Source organism: Pseudomonas sp. NPDC089428, assembly GCF_044749325.1.
Taxonomy (GTDB): domain Bacteria; phylum Pseudomonadota; class Gammaproteobacteria; order Pseudomonadales; family Pseudomonadaceae; genus Aquipseudomonas.
The window spans coordinates 1-16,820 of record NZ_JBIVHT010000023.1; the positions used below are offsets into that span (position 1 = coordinate 1).

Consider the following 16,820-nt stretch of genomic DNA (forward strand, 5'->3'; position numbering starts at 1 on the left):
CAACCATGGCGTAACAGGTTCGGCACGTTGCAACAAATGTAGGAGCGGATTTATCCGCGATGCGCCGCGCGGGCGGCGCTCGATCTCACAGGCGCTGCAAATCCCAAGACATGCCAACCTCACAGGCGCCGCCTATCCAAAGGCAGGCCCATCAAGCGTAGTAATCGACAGCGCTGTCACCAATGACCACCTGCTGCTCGACAGCCCGGGCGCCTTCGCCCAGCCCACCCTGCTCCCCCTCACCACCCTGGGCCCTGCGCGCAGCCACCCCGGACAGCTGCGAGCCGTCCTGCTGCGCCTGCTGCTGTTGCTGGCGCGACTGGTCTGCGACGTTGACGTCCGGCTGCGCCAGCCCCTGCTGGGCAAACAGTTCGCGCAGACGATACACCTGGCTGTCCAGCGCATCACGCACGCCAGCATGGCCACTGACGAAGGTGATCTGGGTGGATTGGTCAGTCGCGACATTGACGCGGATATCGAGGCGCCCGAGCTCAGCCGGCTCCAGCTGGATATCCGCCGACTTCAGGTTCTGACTGGACAGATACATGACCCGGTTTACCAGGCCCTCGGCCCAGGCGCCTTGGTTCATCTGCAAAGGCTGATGCAACGGGTTGGCGTTTACCGGCAGCGCATTGGCAGTCTTGGCGGTAACCGCCTGGGTCAGGCTGGCCAGGCGGTTGGCAAAGTCGTCGACGCGGGTATCGCTGCTGGCGCTCTTGGTGTCCTTGAGGCCATCTTCGAGCAAGGCGCCGAAGGCCTTGTCGCCGGTCTCGGACTTACCTGCTTCACCCTCGACCTTGTCGATCAGGGTCGCCAACGGATTGACGGCCGCTTGCCCATCACCGGATTGAGCCTTGGTTGTGTCAGTTGCATGGGCCGATGTCGTGCCCTTGGCCTGGGCAGTCTGCTCCAATGCCAGGCGCAAGGTCGGCAGGTTGGCCAAGGGGTCGGCATCCGGGTCGAAGGCATCGGCCTCGGACGCTACTGGCAATGGCTCGGTTGGCTCGGTAACCTCGGCCACCGGCGCCTGTTGGATAGCGGCCTGCAAGACGGGCGCCACGGCTTCGGCCTGGGCCTGCAACAATTGCGCGCCGGGCTGCGCATCAGTCACCTGGCCCGCGACCAGGCTGGCATCGAGCGAACCCGAGTCGCTGGCGGTGGCAGCATCGGCAGCAGGCTGCGAGGCATCGTCTGCTGGCAATTTGTTGCCGTCATCGGCAACCGCCGGCTTGTCGGCGACCTGCTGCTTGCCGCCCTGGGCAACATCGGGCTTGTCCTTGGGGCTGGGCTGAGCCACCTTGTCATTACGCGCGGGCGCCTTGTCACGCCCCTGCCCGGCCATGACCTGATCGAAGCCACCACCCTGCCCGCCCGCCGCCTGCAGCGGCTTGTCCACCCGCGAGGAACCCGCGTTCGACGGCTTGCTCAGGGTGTTGGCTTGCAACAAAGGATTGGGTGCGACAGGCATTGAACGGTCTCCGCGCCAGAAACTGAAATATCATCTGGCTACAGATACGCAAGAGTCGCGCCAACTTGCCATCAGCTAGTCGAAACGCGCTCATGTTCGCCGCGATAGAAGCACTTCACTTCCAGGTATTCCTGGTCGATCTTGTTGATCAGGTCTTCGATGCCATACAACTGCCGCACCTTTACCCGCTCTTCAAGCTGCTGGCACAACTGGGCAAGGCCAACAGCACCCATGTTGCTGCTGCTGCCCTTGAAGCTGTGCGCAGCCATGCCGAGTTCATCGACGCTCTTGGCCTCATGCAGCTGGCTCAAGCGCCGCTCTGAATCTTCCAGAAAGGTTTCCAGCAACTGCAGGTAGCCATCTTCCATGACCTCCTGCAAGTCGCTGAGTACCTTATGGTCAATATGCTTGTCAGTCACTTGTTCACTCCTTGATCAAGCTGGATTATGCCCGAGCCACGCCGCGGCGCTCCAGACGCATCACCAATCGAACTGAACGCGGGCGCAGCGGCCGCCTTCGCTCCACTCTGCACGGCTGCCAAGCCGCTTTACCAGGTTCAGCCCGCGCCCGCTCAAGTCCTGTTCCAGGGACGGGCGCGACAATACACCGCACACATCGAACCCCGCGCCACTGTCGCGAACCTCGATGGTAAGACGCCCACCCGCCCCTGACGGTTCCACCTTCAGGTCGATGCGCACGAAACCTTCGGCCAACGCGACCAAGCGCCGGGCCCGCTCCTGATAATAGTCGGCAAACCCCTGCACATCACGCTTGAGCTGTGAATCCAGGCCCAGCACCCCATGCTCCAGGGCATTGGAATAAAGCTCGCTGAGCACACTGTGCAAGGCACCGGTGCGCGGCCGCAGCCCATGGATTTCCTGCAACAACTGCACCAGATAGGGCACGGGATTGAAACGCTTGAGGCTTTCGCCCCGCAACTCGAAGCCCAGCGACCAGTCCAGCGGGCTGGAGCGGCCACTGTCGGAATACAAGGTTGGCGCAGGCACCCGCTCTTCGCCACTGAACATGCGAATATCACACAGGCTGATGTCATCCCGGGGGCGCCCACCGAAACGCTCCAGGGCCTGCATCACTTCGTCGAACAGCTGCGCCGGGTCGCGATTGGCCCCCAGCACCTCGCGCAAGCGCTCGACGCCGAACAGGCGCTCCTGTTCGTCTGCGGTATCGACCACGCCATCGGACAGCAGCAGCAGCCGCTCACCCGCCGCCAGCGGCAATACCTCGGTACTGTCGTCGAAGCGCTCCGGCGCCAGGATACCCAGTGGCAAGTGCCGCGAACCCAGGCAGCCGAGCACTGCGCCATCGGCGGAAAGCCGATAGCCATCCGGCATGCCGCCATTCCACACCTCCACGGCACCGCGCTGCACACTGATCTTGAGCAGCAGCGCGCAGCAGAACATGTCCACTGGCAGGATGCGCTTGAGCTTGGCGTTCATCTCGCGCAGCATCTGTGCCAAGCCGTAACCCTTGGCAGTCATGCCATAGAACACTTCCGCCAGCGGCATCGCGCCGACTGCGGCGGGCAGACCATGGCCGGTGAAGTCGCCGAGCAACACATGCATGTCACCCGCCGGGGTGAACGCCGCCAGCAACAGGTCGCCATTGAACAGGGCGTAAGGCGACTGCAGGTAACGAATGTTCGGTGCGGTGATGCAGCCGGAGTGGGCGACCTTGTCGAACACCGCCTTGGCCACCCGTTGCTCGTTGAGCAGGTGGTGATGGTGGCGGGTGATCTGGTCACGCTGCTCGAGCACGGTCGCCTGCAAGCGGCGCAGGCGGTCCATGGCGCGGATCTTGGCACCAAGGATCACCGCACTGTAGGGCTTGGCCATGAAGTCGTCGCCCCCGGCCTCCAGGCAACGCACCAAGGCATCCTCCTCATTCAGCGAGGTCAGAAAGATGATCGGCACCAGCGCCTCGCCGGCCAGCGCCTTGATCTGCCGCGCGGCCTCGAAACCATCCATCACCGGCATCAAGGCGTCGAGCAACACCAGCTGCGGGCGCTTCTCGACAAACAACGCAACGGCTTGTTCGCCATTTTCCGCGGTGAACACGTGGTGACCCTGGCGACGGACGATCTGCGCCAGCAGCAGGCGGTCGACCGCCCCGTCCTCAGCCACCAGCACGGTCAACGCCTGTTCGGCCGGCATCTGGGCGCTCAACTGATATCGAACAGTTTTTCGAAATTGGAAATCGCCAGGATCTTGCGCACGTCGGAGCTGGCATGCACCACGCGCACGTCCGAGTCGTCACCGCCGGCATGGTCACGTAGCAACAGCAGCATGCCCAGCGCGGAGCTGTCCAGATAGGTGGCGTCCTTCAGGTCGACCACCACCGAGTCGGGTCTTTTAGGCTGGCGTTCGTAGGCATCACGAAATTCCTGATGCTTGCCAAAATCGAAGCGCCCCTTGACCTTGATCGTGAGCTTTTTGCCGTCCTGCGAAAAGTCTGTCTCGACTGCCATGCTAGCGATTCCTTCGATGATGGCGAATGCAACTGTTCAAGGTTTAGCAGCCAGTGGCCGGACTATCAAGGCAAGCCTGTGCCGGCCTCTTCGCGGGTCAAGCCCGCTCCCACAGTGATCACCACAATCTCAAGCATTGCGTGGTCCCTGTGGGAGCGGGCTTGCCCCGCGAAGAGGCCGGCACAGGTTACAAATGGCCTTGCCGCGGCAAGCGCTGCGACAGCTCGTCCAGCAAACGCTGCTCGCGCTTGTCTTCGGCCCGCCGCGCCTCCTCCATGTACCGCTGCACCAGCTTGCGCAGCCCTTCCACCCGGGCATAGGCCTGCTGCCAGGTGCCACGGGCATTCTTCAGGTTGTTCTCATGCCAGGCCAGGCTCTGGCGCTGCTGGGTCATGGCCGTTTCCAGCTGGGCCAAAAAGCGCTGGTAGTTGAGCAGCCAGCTGCCGTTCACGCCCTGCCCGCCGCGGTTGATCCACTGCGCCTGATACCCTTCGCGGAACGACTCCAGCTCTGCCAGCTTGGCCTGGGCCTGAACCACTTGCTGCTGGAAGTGCCCCACGCGCTGGGCGGCCTTGCGCTCAGCCTCTTCGGCCATGTCGACCACAGGGGCCAGGCGGGCAGCGCGACCGGGCAGGCTCATGACCTATCAGCCTTTCGCCGGCGGCGTGAAGATCGCCCCAAGCTCGGTGCGGCTCTGGCCCATGCCGACATTTTCGTCCAGCCCCTGGCGCAGGAAGTCCACCAGCCGCGGCTGCAAGGCAATCGCCAGGTCGGTTTCCGGGTCGCCACCGGCCACATAGGCGCCCACGCTGATCAGGTCACGGCTCTGCGACAGCCTTGACCACAGTTGCTTGAATTTCTGTGCCTGGCGCAAGTGGTCGGCATCCACCACCTGCGGCATGACCCGGCTGATCGAAGCTTCGATGTCGATCGCCGGATAATGCCCCTCCTCGGCCAGGCGCCGGGACAGCACGAAGTGGCCGTCGAGCACACCCCGCGCCGAGTCGGCGATCGGGTCCTGCTGGTCGTCACCCTCGGACAGCACGGTGTAAAAGGCTGTAATCGAACCACCACCGGGCTCGCCGTTACCAGCGCGCTCCACCAGCTTGGGCAGCTTGGCGAACACCGATGGCGGGTAGCCGCGGGTGGCCGGTGGCTCACCGATGGCCAGGGCGATTTCGCGCTGGGCCTGGGCAAAACGGGTCAGCGAATCCATCAGCAGCAGGACGTTCTTGCCCTTGTCGCGGAAGTATTCGGCAATGCGCGTGCAGTACATGGCCGCGCGCAAACGCATCAGCGGCGCATCGTCAGCGGGCGATGCCACGACCACCGAGCGCTTGAGCCCCTCCTCGCCGAGGATGTGCTCGATGAATTCCTTGACCTCGCGGCCCCGCTCGCCAATCAGGCCGACGACGATGATGTCCGCTTCGGTGAAGCGGGTCATCATGCCCAGCAACACCGATTTACCGACGCCAGTGCCGGCGAACAGGCCCAGGCGCTGGCCGCGGCCGACGGTGAGCAGACCATTGATGCTGCGAATACCGACGTCCAGCGGCTTGCTGATCGGATCACGGTTGAGCGGGTTGATGATCGGCCCGTCCATCGGCACCCAGTCTTCTGCGCGCATGCCGCCCTTGCCGTCGAGGGCGCGCCCGGCACCGTCGAGCACCCGGCCAAGCATGCTCATGCCCATGGGCAGGCGCCCACTGTCGTCCAGCGGCACCACGCGCGCGCCCGGCGCGATGCCGGCGATGCTGCCCACCGGCATCAGGAACACCTTGTTGCCGGCAAAGCCCATCACCTCGGCCTCGACCTGCACCGGGTGGTAGCTGTCGTCGTTGATCACCAGGCAACGCCCGCCTACCGCGGCGCGCAGGCCTTCGGCTTCGAGGGTAAGGCCGACCATGCGCAGCAGGCGGCCTTCGACCACCGGCTGCACCGGCAGCGCGATTGCCTCGGCGTAACCGCCCAGGCGCTTGCCGAAGCTGGTGCGGTCAAGGCGCATCGCTGGTGTCCAGTTCCACCGACATGTCCGCAGCCGCCGGGTGCAGGGCTTGGTCATGCAACTGGTCGAACAATTGCGCCACGGCTTTTTCGATGCGAGTTTCCATGGTCGCATCGATGCGGCTGTGGAGAGTCTCGATCCGGCAGCCACCTGGCAGCAGGGCTTCGTCTTCGAGCAGTTTCCAGCTCTCCTCATGGCGTTCGCGCAGGGCCTTGGCCAGCTCGAAATCCTGCGGGTTGAGGTGGATGCGGATGTTGTCGGCGCCCATCGGCAGCAGCTTCAGCGCCTCGCGCAGCACCTGGGTGATCTGGCTGGAATCACTGCGCAGTTCGCGGCCGATGACCTGGCGCGCCATGTGCGCAACCAGATGCACCACACTGCGTTCGATCTGCGTGTCCTGCTCGGCGATCGGCTCGAGCAGGTGGCCCATCAGTTGCTCCAGGCTGGCCAGCTTGATGGCCAGTGCCTCCTCGGCCTCCTGGCGCACCTTCAGCTGGGTACTGTGGAAGCCCTCGCGCTCGCCAGTGGCGAAGCCTTCGTTGTAGGCCTCCTGGCGGATCGCCTCGAGTTCTTCGAGGGTCAACGGCTGGACTTCCTCCAGCGGCACTTCCTCGACCTCTTCCTCGACGACTTCCGGTTCCGGCTCGGGTTCCGGCTCTGGCTCCGGGTCGAAGCTGGGCAGCGCCCAGACGTCGACGCCCTCGAGGTCGCGGGCGCGGATCAGGTCACTGGGATGGGATTCTTTGGTGGGCATGTTCTCAGCTACTCAACAACGACCGATGCAGTCCCGTGGGAGCGGGCTTGCCCGCGAAGCAGGCACCGCGGTGAATGGCACCGGCTTCGCCGGTGTTCGCGGGCAAGCCCGCTCCCACAGTGGGTTCGTGTCGCCTGTGGATCAGATCATTTCCTCGGCACCCTTGCCGCCGAGCACGATCTCGCCGGCCTCTGCCATGCGGCGGGCGATGGTGAGGATTTCCTTCTGCGCCGTTTCCACGTCGCTGACGCGCACCGGGCCCTTGGCCTCGAGGTCGTCGCGCAGCAACTCGGAGGCACGCTTGGACATGTTCTTGAAGATCTTGTCCTTGACCCGCTCGTCGGCGCCCTTGAGCGACACCACCAGCACGTCGGACGACACTTCGCGCAGCAGCGCCTGGATACCGCGATCGTCGACGTCGGCCAGGTTGTTGAAGACGAACATCAGGTCTTCGATCTGCTCCGACAGGTCGCTGTCGATCTCGCGGATCGCGTCCATCAGCGCACCCTCCACGGAACTGTCGAGGAAGTTCATGATGTCGGCAGCGCGCTTGATGCCGCCCAGGGTGGTGCGCGCAGCATTGGAGTTGCCCGAGAACTGCTTCTCGAGGATCTGGTTCAGCTCCTTGAGCGCCGCCGGTTGCACGGTGTTGAGCGACGACACGCGCAGGACGATGTCCAGGCGCACCTTGTGGTCGAAGTTGCTCAGTACCTCACCCGCCTGGTCGGGGTCGAGGTAGGCCACCACGATGGCCTGGATCTGCGGGTGCTCGTAGCGGATCACATCGGCCACGGCGCGCGGCTCCATCCACTTGAGGCTGTCCAGGCCGCTGGTGTTGCCACCCAGCAGGATGCGGTCGACCAGGCCGTTGGCCTTGTCCTCGCCCAGGGCCTGGTTGAGCATCTTGCGGATGTAGGCATCAGAGCCCACGCCCAGGCTGGTCTGGTCGCCGACGATCTCGACGAACTCGCTCATCACCTGCTCGACCTGCTCGCGGTGCACGGTCCCCATCTGCGCCATGGCCACACCGACCCGCTGCACCTCTTTCGGGCCCATGTGCCGCAGTACTTGCGCAGCATCGGTCTCACCGAGCGACAGCAGCAGGATCGCGGCCTTGTCGACACGGCTCAGCTTGGCGGTAATGGCTCGATTGTCACTCATCGGCGTTGATCCACTCTTTGACGACCTGGGCTACGCGGCCCGGGTCTTCGGCCACCAGGCCTTTGATTGCGTTGAGCTGTGCTTCGTAACCCTCGGTAGGGCTCGGCAACAGAATGCTTGACGGGCCACCGAGGCTGACACGGTCGTTGGCCAGCTCGCCATCCAGACCGATCATCCCGCCCAGTTCCATGTCGCTGTCCGCAGCAGCCTGCTTGCCACCACCGGTGATGTTGTTGAGCACTGGACGCAGCACGCCGAACACCAGCACCAGGATGAACAGCACGCCCAGCACCTGCTTGACGATGTCCCAGAACCACGGCTGCTGGTAGAACGCGATATCGGCGATCTCTTCACCACGGTCGGCGGCGAACGGCACGTTGATCACCGTCACGCTGTCGCCACGGCTGGCATCGAAGCCCACCGCGTCCTGCACCAGGCGCGTGAAGCGGGCCAGGTCTTCAGCCCCCCAAGGGGCACGGGTGGTTTCGCCATTGGCATCGACCTTGACCTGGTCGTCGACCACCACCGCCACCGACAGGCGGGTCAGGCGACCCTGCTGCTGGCGGGTATGGCTGATCGAACGGTCCAGCTCGAAGTTCTTGGTGGTCTGCTCACGCTTGTCCGATGGATACGGCGCAAGCATTGGCTGGCCGGTGGCCGGGTCCATGATCTGCTGGCCGTTGGCATCCACCAGCGGCTGGCCTGGCTGGATCGCAGCGGCCGACCCGGCAGCACCACCGGTGGTTTGCGGCGCCGACGCCGGGCCAGGCGGCTGGTTGCTCAGCGCACCCGGAACGCCCTGCGGGCCCTGGCTGCTGGCACGTTGTTCATTGACCGCCTGCTCGCTGCGCAGCGCCGGTTGGTCCGGGTTGAACTGTTCGGAGGTCGACTCGACCGCACTGAAGTCCAGGTCGGCGGACACCTCTGCCTTGTAGCGGTCATTACCCAGCACCGGCTGCAGGATGTTGTGCACACGCTGGGTGAGCATGCCTTCCATGCGGCGGCTGTAGTCGAACTGCTTGCCGGCCATGGTCAGCGCAGTGTCCTGCACCTGCTCGGAGAGCAGGTTGCCGCGCTGGTCGACCACGGTGACTTGCGACTTGTCCAGCTCGGGCACACTGGTCGCCACCAGGTTGACGATGGCCATTACCTGACCGGCTTCCAGCGAACGGCCCGGGTACAGCTCGACCAGCACCGAAGCGCTTGGCTTGCGCTCATCACGCACGAACACCGAGCTTTTCGGGATCGCCAGGTGCACGCGGGCAGCCTTGACGTTGTTCAGGCTGGAAACGGTACGCGCCAGCTCACCTTCCAGGCCACGACGATAGCGGGTGGCCTCCATGAACTGGCTGGTGCCCAGCCCTTGCTCTTTATCGAGCAGCTCGAAGCCGACATTGCCATCGCTCGGCGCCACGCCAGCGGCCGCCAGCTTCAGGCGCGCACGGGAGAGGTCGTCGGCCTTGACCAGCAGAGCACCGGAGTTGGGCTCGACATGATAGGGAATGTCTGCGGAGGCCAGGGTATCCATGACCTGCTTGGTGTCCATGCCGGCCAGGCTGCCGTACAGCGGCCGGTAATCGGGCTGCTGCGACCACAGCACCACGGCGAAGCCAATCGCCACGCTCGCTGCCAGCCCGACCAGCAGGCCGACCTGACGCAGCATGGGCATCTGCGAGATGTTTTCCAGGAACGCCATGTTCAACAGCGGCGGCTTGGAAGCTGGCGCTCCGCTCTTGGCGGGGGCGTTATCGACGACTGCATCAGCCATGACTTACTTCCGTCCTCAAACCGGCATCTGCATGATGTCCTGATACGCCTGGACCAGCTTGTTGCGCACCTGGGTCAACGCCTGCATGGACACGCTGGCTTTCTGCGAGGCGATCATCACGTCAGTCAGGTCGACGCCGCTCTTGCCGATCTCGAAGGCATTGGCCAGCTGGGTCGACGCCTGCTGGGTCTCGTTGACCTTGCCGATGGCCTGGCCGAGCATGTCGGCAAAGGTGCTTTGGCCAGGCGCCAGCTCGGGGGCGACAGTGGCTTTGGGCAGCGACATGGCATCGGCCTGCATGGCCCGCATGTCCAACATCAGACGATTGAATTCAACACCTTGGCTCATGACCTTCTCTCTCCGGCGGCCGCATTTTTTTGACACTCATGCGGCGGATAGCCCTGAACTAGCAACACGTGTGCCAGCCCGCACCGCAAACATATAAATGAGTGCTTCAGCCGAACAGGCTGGCTTCCACGTCGAGCCCGGCATCACGCATCTGCGCCAGTTTGTAGCGCAATGTACGCGGGCTGATGCCCAGCTTTTCGGCAGCTTCCTTGCGCCGCCCACGCTCGGCACGCAAGGTGTCGATGATCATCTGGAATTCATGACGACGCATATCGTCGCCCAGGCCACCCGAATCAACTACCACTCCCGCAGATGATGGCGATATAGTGGCAATCGCCCCGGCCGACAATGGAATGGCGCCAGCCAGACAAAAATCCGCCGCCTCGATCACCCCGCCCTGCTGCAAGATCAACGCCCGCTGCAAGGCATTGTCCAGCTCGCGCACATTGCCCGGCCAGGCATGCGCCTGCAGGCACGCGCGCGCGTCGGCAGACAAGCGCACCGGCGCATGCTTCATCTTCGCCACGTGGCGCGCCAGCAGGCGCTCGGCCAGCGGCAGGATATCGCCACTGCGCTCGCGCAGCGGTTGCCAGGCCAGCGGGAAAACCGAAAGGCGGTAGTACAGGTCTTCACGAAAGCGCCCCGCCGCCACTTCACCTGCCATGTCGCGGTTGCTGGTGGCCAGCACCCGGATATCCAGGGCGATCGGCTTGCGCCCGCCGACCCGTTCCACCTCGCGCTCCTGCAACACGCGCAGCAGCTTGGCCTGCAGGCCAAGGGGCATCTCGGAAATCTCGTCGAGCAGCAAGGTGCCACCCTCGGCCTGCTCGAACTTGCCGGCCTGGGCGGCAATGGCGCCAGTGAAGGCCCCCTTCTCATGGCCGAACAGCGTGGCTTCGAGCATGTTGTCCGGGATCGCCGCGCAGTTGATCGCAACGAAAGGCTGCGCCGCCCGCGGCGACTGCTGGTGGATGTAGCGCGCCAGCACTTCCTTGCCAGTACCCGACTCACCGGAAATGAGCACGGTCGAGTCGCTGCGCGCCACCCGTGCAGCCAGCTCCAGCAACTGTCGACTGGCGGGCTCGCAGGCCACCGGCCCCTCATTGTCGGTCGCCGTCAGGCGCCCGGCGGCATGGCGTTCGACCAGGCTCAGCAAGGCCTTGGGCTCGAATGGCTTGACCAGATAATCCGCAGCCCCCTGGCGCATGGCCTCCACGGCACGCTCGACGGCCGCGTGGGCAGTCATCAGCAACACCGGCAACTGGGGCTGAAGACGGCGCAATTGCGCCAGCAACTGGTGCCCATCCATACCCGGCATGTTCACGTCGCTGACCACCAGGCTGTAAGACTCGCCCTCCACTGCCTGCAGCGCCTCCTCGGCGCTACCGACCGCATCAAAGGCAAAGCCACCGATCTCCAGGGTATCGCCCAGCGCCTGGCGCAATACGCGGTCATCCTCGACCAGCAGCACCTTGATTGCCATCACACGACCTCCGTTGCCTGCCCGTCGATCAACGGCAGCTCAACCTTTACACAGGTGCCACGCCCGACCTTCGAGCGCAGCTGCAGCTTGCCCTGGTGCGCACGCACCACGGCCTTGACCACCGCCAGCCCAAGCCCGGTGCCGGTGGCCTTGGTGGTCAGGAACGGTTCACCCAGGCGCCCCAGCAGCTCGGCATCGATGCCACTGCCGGCATCGCTGATGTTCAGGTACAAGGTGCGCTCACGGCGGAACAGGTGCACCTTGAGCCGGGCCGGGCTGTCACTGGCCTGCAAGGCGTTCTCGATCAGGTTGAGCAAGGCGCCGACCAGGGTGTCGCGGTTGCACAGCAACTCGCCCAGGTGGCTGTCGAGCTGCCAGCGCACGGCATGCCCTTGCACATGGGGCTGAGCCGCTTGCTGCAAGGCCTGGAACAAGGCCTTCGGGGTCAGTCGATCACCCAGTGGCAGCTCGCCTCGGGCAAACACCAGCATGTCACGTACCTGGTGCTCCAGCTCGTGCAGGCGCTCCTTGAGGCTGCCAGCGAAGCGCTGGCGGGTTTCTGGCGCGAGCTCGCGCTCGCCATCGGCCAGGTGGCTGGCATAGAGCATGGCCGCCGACAGCGGCGTCCGAATCTGGTGCGCCAGCGAGGCAACCATGCGCCCCAGTGAAGACAGGCGCTCATGCCGGGCCAACTGGTCCTGCAGGCGGCGGGTTTCAGTCAGGTCGTTGAGCAGCACCAGCTGGCCGGGCTCGGCATCCAGCGAGCGGGTGGCGATGGACAGACGGCGGCCATCACGCAGCGAGACCTCATGGCCATCGTCCTTGCGCGGGGCGAAGCTGCGCGCGATCACCTGGCGCCACAGCTGGCCGACCACAGGCTCGCCGAGCATTTCGCAGGCCGCCGGATTGGCCTCGCGCACCAGGCCTTGGTCATCGATCACGATCACCCCGCCCGGCAGCAGGTCGAGCAGGTTCTGCAGGCGATTGGCCAGGCGTTCCTTTTCGTTCAGTTCGGCCATGCGCTGCGCGCCGACCACCGCCAGCTCGCCCTTGAGCTCGCTGACGCGGGCTTCGAGCATGCTGTAGGACTGGTTGAGCTGGCTGGAAACCTGATTGAACAGGGCGAACGCCTGCTCCAGCCCCTGTCGACTCTCCTGTTCGACCGGGGTACGCCCCTGCAGATCAGGGACTCGGGAAAAGTGGGCGGCCTGGGGCATCGTGCTCTCTCGCGTGGCTGACCGTCATAAAAACGGTGTGGTGCCAGCGGTGTAGCAATAGCCGTGCCGGGGATGGGGGTTTGCTGGAGAGTGAACCGTTTGGGGGCTGTAGATAGGCAGAAATCGAGCGCCGCGCGGGCGGCGCTCGATCTACGCCCTAACATCAAACCCAAGACATGCCCCCAAAAGCGGAATCAGTCTTCTGCCTGGTCCTCGCCGCCCTGGCGACTCATGCCGTACTTGCGCATCTTCTCGACCAGGGTGGTACGGCGAATACGCAAACGTTCAGCCGCCCGCGCAACGATACCGTTGGCATCATCCAGCGCCTGCTGGATCAGGCCCTGCTCAAGGCTACCGAGGTAGTCCTTCAGGTCCAGGCCTTCCGGCGGCAACATCGCATGGTTGCTGAAGTTCGGCGTGTGACCATTGATCGCCACGCGCTCTTCGAGGTCGCTGCGCAAGCTGTCGACCAGCTGCTCATCCTCGTCATCGATATAACGGAACTTCTTCGGCAGCTCCGACACCCCGATCACCCCATACGGGTGCATGATCGCCATGCGCTCGACCAGGTTGGCCAGCTCGCGGACGTTGCCCGGCCAGCCGTGGCGGCAGAGCGACATGATCGCCGCCGAATTGAAGCGGATCGAGCCGCGCTTCTCGTGCTCCATGCGCGAGATCAGCTCGTTCATCAACAGCGGGATGTCCTCCACGCGCTCGCGCAGTGGCGCCATCTCGATCGGGAACACATTGAGCCGGTAATACAGGTCTTCGCGGAACGTCCCATCCTCGATCATGGTTTCGAGGTTCTTGTGGGTCGCAGCAATGATGCGTACGTCGATGCTCTGGGTCTTGTTGCTGCCCACGCGCTCGAAGGTGCGCTCCTGCAGCACGCGCAGCAGCTTGACCTGCATCGGCAGCGGCATGTCGCCGATTTCGTCGAGGAACAGGGTTCCGCCGTTGGCCAGCTCGAAGCGCCCGGCACGGCTGGTGATGGCACCCGTGAACGCGCCTTTCTCGTGGCCGAACAGCTCGCTTTCGAGCAACTCGGCCGGGATCGCCCCGCAGTTGACCGGCACGAACGGCGCTTCGCGGCGCTTGGAATGGTAGTGCAGGTTGCGCGCCACCACTTCCTTGCCGGTGCCGGACTCACCGAGGATCAGCACGCTGGCGTCGGTATCGGCCACCTGCTGCATCATCTGCCGCACATGCTGGATGGCACGGCTGGTGCCGACCAGGCTGCGGAACAGGTTCGGCTCGCGTTGACGACCGCGCTCGCGGGCCTGGTCGTACATCTCGCGGTAGACCTGGGCACGGTGCAGCGAATCGAGCAGCTGGCTGTAGCTCGGCGGCATCTCGAGGTTGGACAGCACCCGACGACGCAACTCTTCCGGGAAGTCCGCCGAAGAAATTTCACCAATCAGCAGAACCGGAAGGAACTCATCCCACGCAGCCACTGTCTTAAGCAACCCAAGCACACTGCCTGGAGCATTGACAGTACCGATCAGCACGCATAGCACTTCGCGACTCGAAGACAGGCCCCCTACGACTTGCTGCCAGTCCTGGCTGGAGCATGGGAGGTTTTCTTCGCCGAGAAAGTTCAGGACCACCGCCAGATCGCGGCGGCGGGCGCTGTCGTCATCGATCAGGAGAATCTTGGTTTCACGCCACATGCAATAGCAACTTCCCTAGTCATATCGGCGCCCCTCTCAGGGCATGCTCGACATCTCCGACTGAATGGTCAGTGTTCGGACGTCTGAAATTCGAAAACAGCCACTAGTAAAGTCAAAAAAACCCATGCAGTCAAATTAATGGCGCACGGCTTTTTGCGAATCTGTGGTCAAGTGAACAGATGGTATACCTTGGCAGCGTTTTTCGCCTGACGGATTTGCGTCATCTCGTCGACTATTGATTGACGCTCGCCACTTGCAACGTCAATCAACTGCCCGTAAACCACCAGCAACTCCTCAAGACTGCTACGCACAGCAGCCTCATTGCTGAGCGCTTCAGCCAGCACATCCTCGACACAGACACGGCACGCAAGATCAAGCTCACCGACCGCCTGCCAGTCGCGGCTGGCCAACGCCGCCAGCAACTCGTCACGGGTCTGCTCGATACGCTCGATCACCTTGCTCATATCCCCTCCTACTGTGCGCCGATTGCGTCCCAGCCTTCCTTGACAGTGATCAACAGATCCCTGACTTCATCGAGGATTGCCGGATCGTTCTTCATGTTGGCCTCGCTCAGGCGACGGGTCATGTACAAGTACAGGCTGTCGAGACGATTGAGCTCTTCGGTCATGTTGTCGCGGTCCAGGCCGTCACGCAGCCCGCCGATGATGCCGATGGCCTTGCCGATGGCGATACCCTTGCCAGCAATATCCTTGCGCTGCATCGCACCGCTCGCCTGGGCAATGCGGTCCAGGCCACCCTCCATCAGCAGTTGCACCAGACGATGCGGGCTCGCCTCGGAGGTCTGCGCCTGGGCGCCAATCTTCTGGTACTGCCGAAGGGCTAACATTGGATTCATGGGTACCTCGTCACCACGGGGGTTGCTGTATGACCGGGCTATCGGCGCGGCGTCAAAAAACTTTAGCGAGCATACAAAAAGCCCGACGGAGCGTCACGCTTCGTCGGGCTTTTGGCGTTGGCCTTTCAACCTCGAGCAGCACTCGGGCGATGCCGGGCCGATCAGGCCCTATGCCGGTCAGGAGTTCTTCTGCTGGGCCGCCATTGCCTCGAAAATGGACGTCACGGTGTCGCGCTGGGAGTTCAGCTGGCCGACCAGGGTGTCCATGTTGTTGTACTTCTTGGTCAACGAAGCCTCGAGGTCCTTGATGCGCGCATCGAGGGAGGACTGCTCCAACTCCAGCGACTTCTTCGCCGACTCCAGCGACTTGCTGCGGGTATCCAGAACACCGCCACTCGCCGAATACGGCTCCATGGCCTTGGTCAGGCGATCCAGCATGCCGCCATCACCATTGAACAGGTTCTGCACCTCGCCACCGAGCTTCTGGTCGGTAATGGCCTTGGTGAACTTGGTGGCGTCGAACTCCAGCATACCGCTGGCCTGGGAGGTATTGATACCCAGCTGCGACATCACGGTCAGCTGCCCGGAACCTGACGTCGACGGCACCACCAGCTCATTGCGCAGCGCAGTCAACATGCCGCTCACTGCAGAGTCACCCGCCAGCGCCGGGGTGGACCAGGTACCATCGGTGTTCTGCACGGCCTTGCTGACGCTGTTGATGTTCAGGACCAGCGCGTTGTAGGCATCGACGAAAGACTGCACGGAGGTCTTCAGGCCATCGGTGTTGGCGGTCACGCCAATCGATACCGACGAGTTGGTGTCTGTCTTGGCCAGCAGTTCGAAGGTCATGCCGCTGATCGCGTTGTCGACCTTGTTCGACTTGCTGGTAAGCGCCATGCCATCGATGTTGAACTCGGCGTCCTTGGCCAGCTCGCCAATGCGACCGGCGCCACCGGCAGCGGTCATTTCGGCAGCCGGACTGATGGTCATCACGCCAGACACGGAGATGTCCGAATCCTTGCCCATGGTGTCGGAGCTCAACACCAGGCGCGAGCCCTGCCCATCGTTGACGATGTTGGCAGTGAAGCCCTTGGCAGTGGCCTGGGCGTTGATGGCATCACGGGTCTGCTGCAGCGTGGCACCGGCCGGAATGGTGACATCGACGCTGGCGCCGTTCTGGGTCAGGGTCAGGGTACCGCCACTGGCGGATACCACCGAACTGCTGTCGGTGTAACGATCACTGGCCACCCGCGAGGCGGTAGCCAGTTGCGATACCTGCACCGAATAGCTGCCATTGACCGCCGAGCTGCCAGCCGTGGCCTTGACCGTCTTGTCGTTGGAGCTGGTAGCCACCGACCCCAGGAAAGCCGGGTTGTCGCTGCTGTTGAGCTTGTCCAGCGCAGACTTGAAAGCCGCCAATGCGCTCTTGATACCACCCACCGCCGAAATCGACGCCGTGTTGGCCGAGGTACGACGGTCAAGCTGACTCTGCTTGGGGGTTTTCTCGGCATCAACCAGGGCCTTCACAATGGCCGTAGTATCGAGACCGGAACCCAGCCCCAAACTCGGTAGAATTGGACTTGCCATTACAAACTCCTTATCTGG

16 protein-coding genes are annotated in these 16,820 nt (G+C 63.6%); all 16 read right to left on the minus strand.

Annotation, left to right across the window (positions count from 1 at the left end):
- Window positions 1-151: 151 nt before the first annotated feature.
- The 16 genes from ACIPZ5_RS25735 to fliD all read right to left on the minus strand — a co-directional run bounded on the left by ACIPZ5_RS25735 (window position 152) and on the right by fliD (window position 16,802).
- Entirely contained in the window at window positions 152-1,468 is a 1,317-nt protein-coding gene (locus ACIPZ5_RS25735) for a flagellar hook-length control protein FliK (RefSeq protein ID WP_400811331.1), read from the minus strand.
- Between the two features lie 71 nt (window positions 1,469-1,539).
- Window positions 1,540-1,887 (minus strand): Hpt domain-containing protein, encoded by a 348-nt coding sequence (locus ACIPZ5_RS25740; protein WP_343596081.1) that lies wholly within the window; start codon window positions 1,885-1,887, stop codon window positions 1,540-1,542.
- A 60-nt stretch (window positions 1,888-1,947) separates the two neighbouring features.
- The gene (locus tag ACIPZ5_RS25745) at window positions 1,948-3,639 is read right to left on the minus strand and encodes a fused response regulator/phosphatase (RefSeq protein WP_343596307.1); all 1,692 of its coding nucleotides are present in this window, start codon (window positions 3,637-3,639) and stop codon (window positions 1,948-1,950) included.
- A gap of 8 nt (window positions 3,640-3,647) precedes the next feature.
- Window positions 3,648-3,953 carry an STAS domain-containing protein gene (locus ACIPZ5_RS25750; protein WP_110636523.1) on the minus strand — a complete coding sequence of 102 codons (306 nt, stop codon included), beginning with the start codon at window positions 3,951-3,953 and terminating at the stop codon, window positions 3,648-3,650.
- Window positions 3,954-4,140: 187 nt separating this feature from the next.
- The gene (gene fliJ / locus ACIPZ5_RS25755) at window positions 4,141-4,593 is read right to left on the minus strand and encodes a flagellar export protein FliJ (RefSeq protein ID WP_085677778.1); all 453 of its coding nucleotides are present in this window, start codon (window positions 4,591-4,593) and stop codon (window positions 4,141-4,143) included.
- Between the two features lie 6 nt (window positions 4,594-4,599).
- Entirely contained in the window at window positions 4,600-5,958 is a 1,359-nt protein-coding gene (fliI, locus tag ACIPZ5_RS25760) for a flagellar protein export ATPase FliI (protein WP_261943210.1), read from the minus strand.
- Complete coding sequence (gene fliH, locus ACIPZ5_RS25765) at window positions 5,948-6,712, minus strand: flagellar assembly protein FliH (protein ID WP_400811332.1); 765 nt, start codon at window positions 6,710-6,712, stop codon at window positions 5,948-5,950. Before fliH ends, fliI begins: the two co-directional genes overlap by 11 nt.
- Before the next feature lie 141 nt (window positions 6,713-6,853).
- Window positions 6,854-7,873, minus strand: a complete 1,020-nt coding sequence (gene fliG / locus ACIPZ5_RS25770; RefSeq protein ID WP_054887156.1) for a flagellar motor switch protein FliG — start codon at window positions 7,871-7,873, stop codon at window positions 6,854-6,856.
- Complete coding sequence (gene fliF / locus ACIPZ5_RS25775; protein ID WP_343596089.1) at window positions 7,866-9,641, minus strand: flagellar basal-body MS-ring/collar protein FliF; 1,776 nt, start codon at window positions 9,639-9,641, stop codon at window positions 7,866-7,868. Before fliF ends, fliG begins: the two co-directional genes overlap by 8 nt.
- A 15-nt stretch (window positions 9,642-9,656) precedes the next feature.
- A complete protein-coding gene (fliE, locus tag ACIPZ5_RS25780) occupies window positions 9,657-9,989 on the minus strand; it encodes a flagellar hook-basal body complex protein FliE (RefSeq protein ID WP_060508304.1) in 333 nt (110 codons plus the stop codon).
- Window positions 9,990-10,095: 106 nt separating this feature from the next.
- Window positions 10,096-11,472 (minus strand): sigma-54-dependent transcriptional regulator, encoded by a 1,377-nt coding sequence (locus ACIPZ5_RS25785; RefSeq protein WP_400811334.1) that lies wholly within the window; start codon window positions 11,470-11,472, stop codon window positions 10,096-10,098.
- On the minus strand, window positions 11,472-12,689 hold the full coding sequence (locus tag ACIPZ5_RS25790; RefSeq protein WP_343596096.1) for an ATP-binding protein: 1,218 nt from the start codon (window positions 12,687-12,689) through the stop codon (window positions 11,472-11,474). The genes ACIPZ5_RS25785 and ACIPZ5_RS25790 overlap by 1 nt, the downstream gene beginning before the upstream one ends.
- A gap of 194 nt (window positions 12,690-12,883) precedes the next feature.
- Window positions 12,884-14,359, minus strand: coding sequence for a transcriptional regulator FleQ (gene fleQ / locus ACIPZ5_RS25795; RefSeq protein ID WP_261943205.1), 1,476 nt, complete (start codon window positions 14,357-14,359; stop codon window positions 12,884-12,886).
- A gap of 167 nt (window positions 14,360-14,526) precedes the next feature.
- Window positions 14,527-14,823: a flagellar protein FliT gene (locus ACIPZ5_RS25800; RefSeq protein WP_343596098.1), complete on the minus strand. Its 297-nt coding sequence runs from the start codon at window positions 14,821-14,823 to the stop codon at window positions 14,527-14,529.
- Window positions 14,824-14,831: 8 nt separating this feature from the next.
- A complete protein-coding gene (gene fliS / locus ACIPZ5_RS25805; protein ID WP_343596100.1) occupies window positions 14,832-15,215 on the minus strand; it encodes a flagellar export chaperone FliS in 384 nt (127 codons plus the stop codon).
- Window positions 15,216-15,392: 177 nt separating this feature from the next.
- Window positions 15,393-16,802 (minus strand): flagellar filament capping protein FliD, encoded by a 1,410-nt coding sequence (gene fliD, locus ACIPZ5_RS25810; RefSeq protein ID WP_343596102.1) that lies wholly within the window; start codon window positions 16,800-16,802, stop codon window positions 15,393-15,395.
- Between the last annotated feature and the right edge of the window lie 18 nt (window positions 16,803-16,820).

Excerpts from the sequence above, each read along its gene's own strand:
- fliH (WP_400811332.1), bottom strand. The coding sequence starts at position 6,712 with ATGCCCACCAAAGAATCCCATCCCAGTGACCTGATCCGCGCCCGCGAC.
- fliG (WP_054887156.1), bottom strand. The coding sequence starts at position 7,873 with ATGAGTGACAATCGAGCCATTACCGCCAAGCTGAGCCGTGTCGACAAG.
- ACIPZ5_RS25735 (WP_400811331.1), bottom strand. The coding sequence starts at position 1,468 with ATGCCTGTCGCACCCAATCCTTTGTTGCAAGCCAACACCCTGAGCAAG.
- fliJ (WP_085677778.1), bottom strand. The coding sequence starts at position 4,593 with ATGAGCCTGCCCGGTCGCGCTGCCCGCCTGGCCCCTGTGGTCGACATG.
- fliI (WP_261943210.1), bottom strand. The coding sequence starts at position 5,958 with ATGCGCCTTGACCGCACCAGCTTCGGCAAGCGCCTGGGCGGTTACGCC.
- fliD (WP_343596102.1), bottom strand. The coding sequence starts at position 16,802 with ATGGCAAGTCCAATTCTACCGAGTTTGGGGCTGGGTTCCGGTCTCGAT.
- ACIPZ5_RS25745 (WP_343596307.1), bottom strand. The coding sequence starts at position 3,639 with ATGCCGGCCGAACAGGCGTTGACCGTGCTGGTGGCTGAGGACGGGGCG.
- fliE (WP_060508304.1), bottom strand. The coding sequence starts at position 9,989 with ATGAGCCAAGGTGTTGAATTCAATCGTCTGATGTTGGACATGCGGGCC.
- fliS (WP_343596100.1), bottom strand. The coding sequence starts at position 15,215 with ATGAATCCAATGTTAGCCCTTCGGCAGTACCAGAAGATTGGCGCCCAG.
- fliF (WP_343596089.1), bottom strand. The coding sequence starts at position 9,641 with ATGGCTGATGCAGTCGTCGATAACGCCCCCGCCAAGAGCGGAGCGCCA.
- ACIPZ5_RS25790 (WP_343596096.1), bottom strand. The coding sequence starts at position 12,689 with ATGCCCCAGGCCGCCCACTTTTCCCGAGTCCCTGATCTGCAGGGGCGT.
- fleQ (WP_261943205.1), bottom strand. The coding sequence starts at position 14,359 with ATGTGGCGTGAAACCAAGATTCTCCTGATCGATGACGACAGCGCCCGC.
- ACIPZ5_RS25750 (WP_110636523.1), bottom strand. The coding sequence starts at position 3,953 with ATGGCAGTCGAGACAGACTTTTCGCAGGACGGCAAAAAGCTCACGATC.
- ACIPZ5_RS25785 (WP_400811334.1), bottom strand. The coding sequence starts at position 11,472 with ATGGCAATCAAGGTGCTGCTGGTCGAGGATGACCGCGTATTGCGCCAG.
- ACIPZ5_RS25800 (WP_343596098.1), bottom strand. The coding sequence starts at position 14,823 with ATGAGCAAGGTGATCGAGCGTATCGAGCAGACCCGTGACGAGTTGCTG.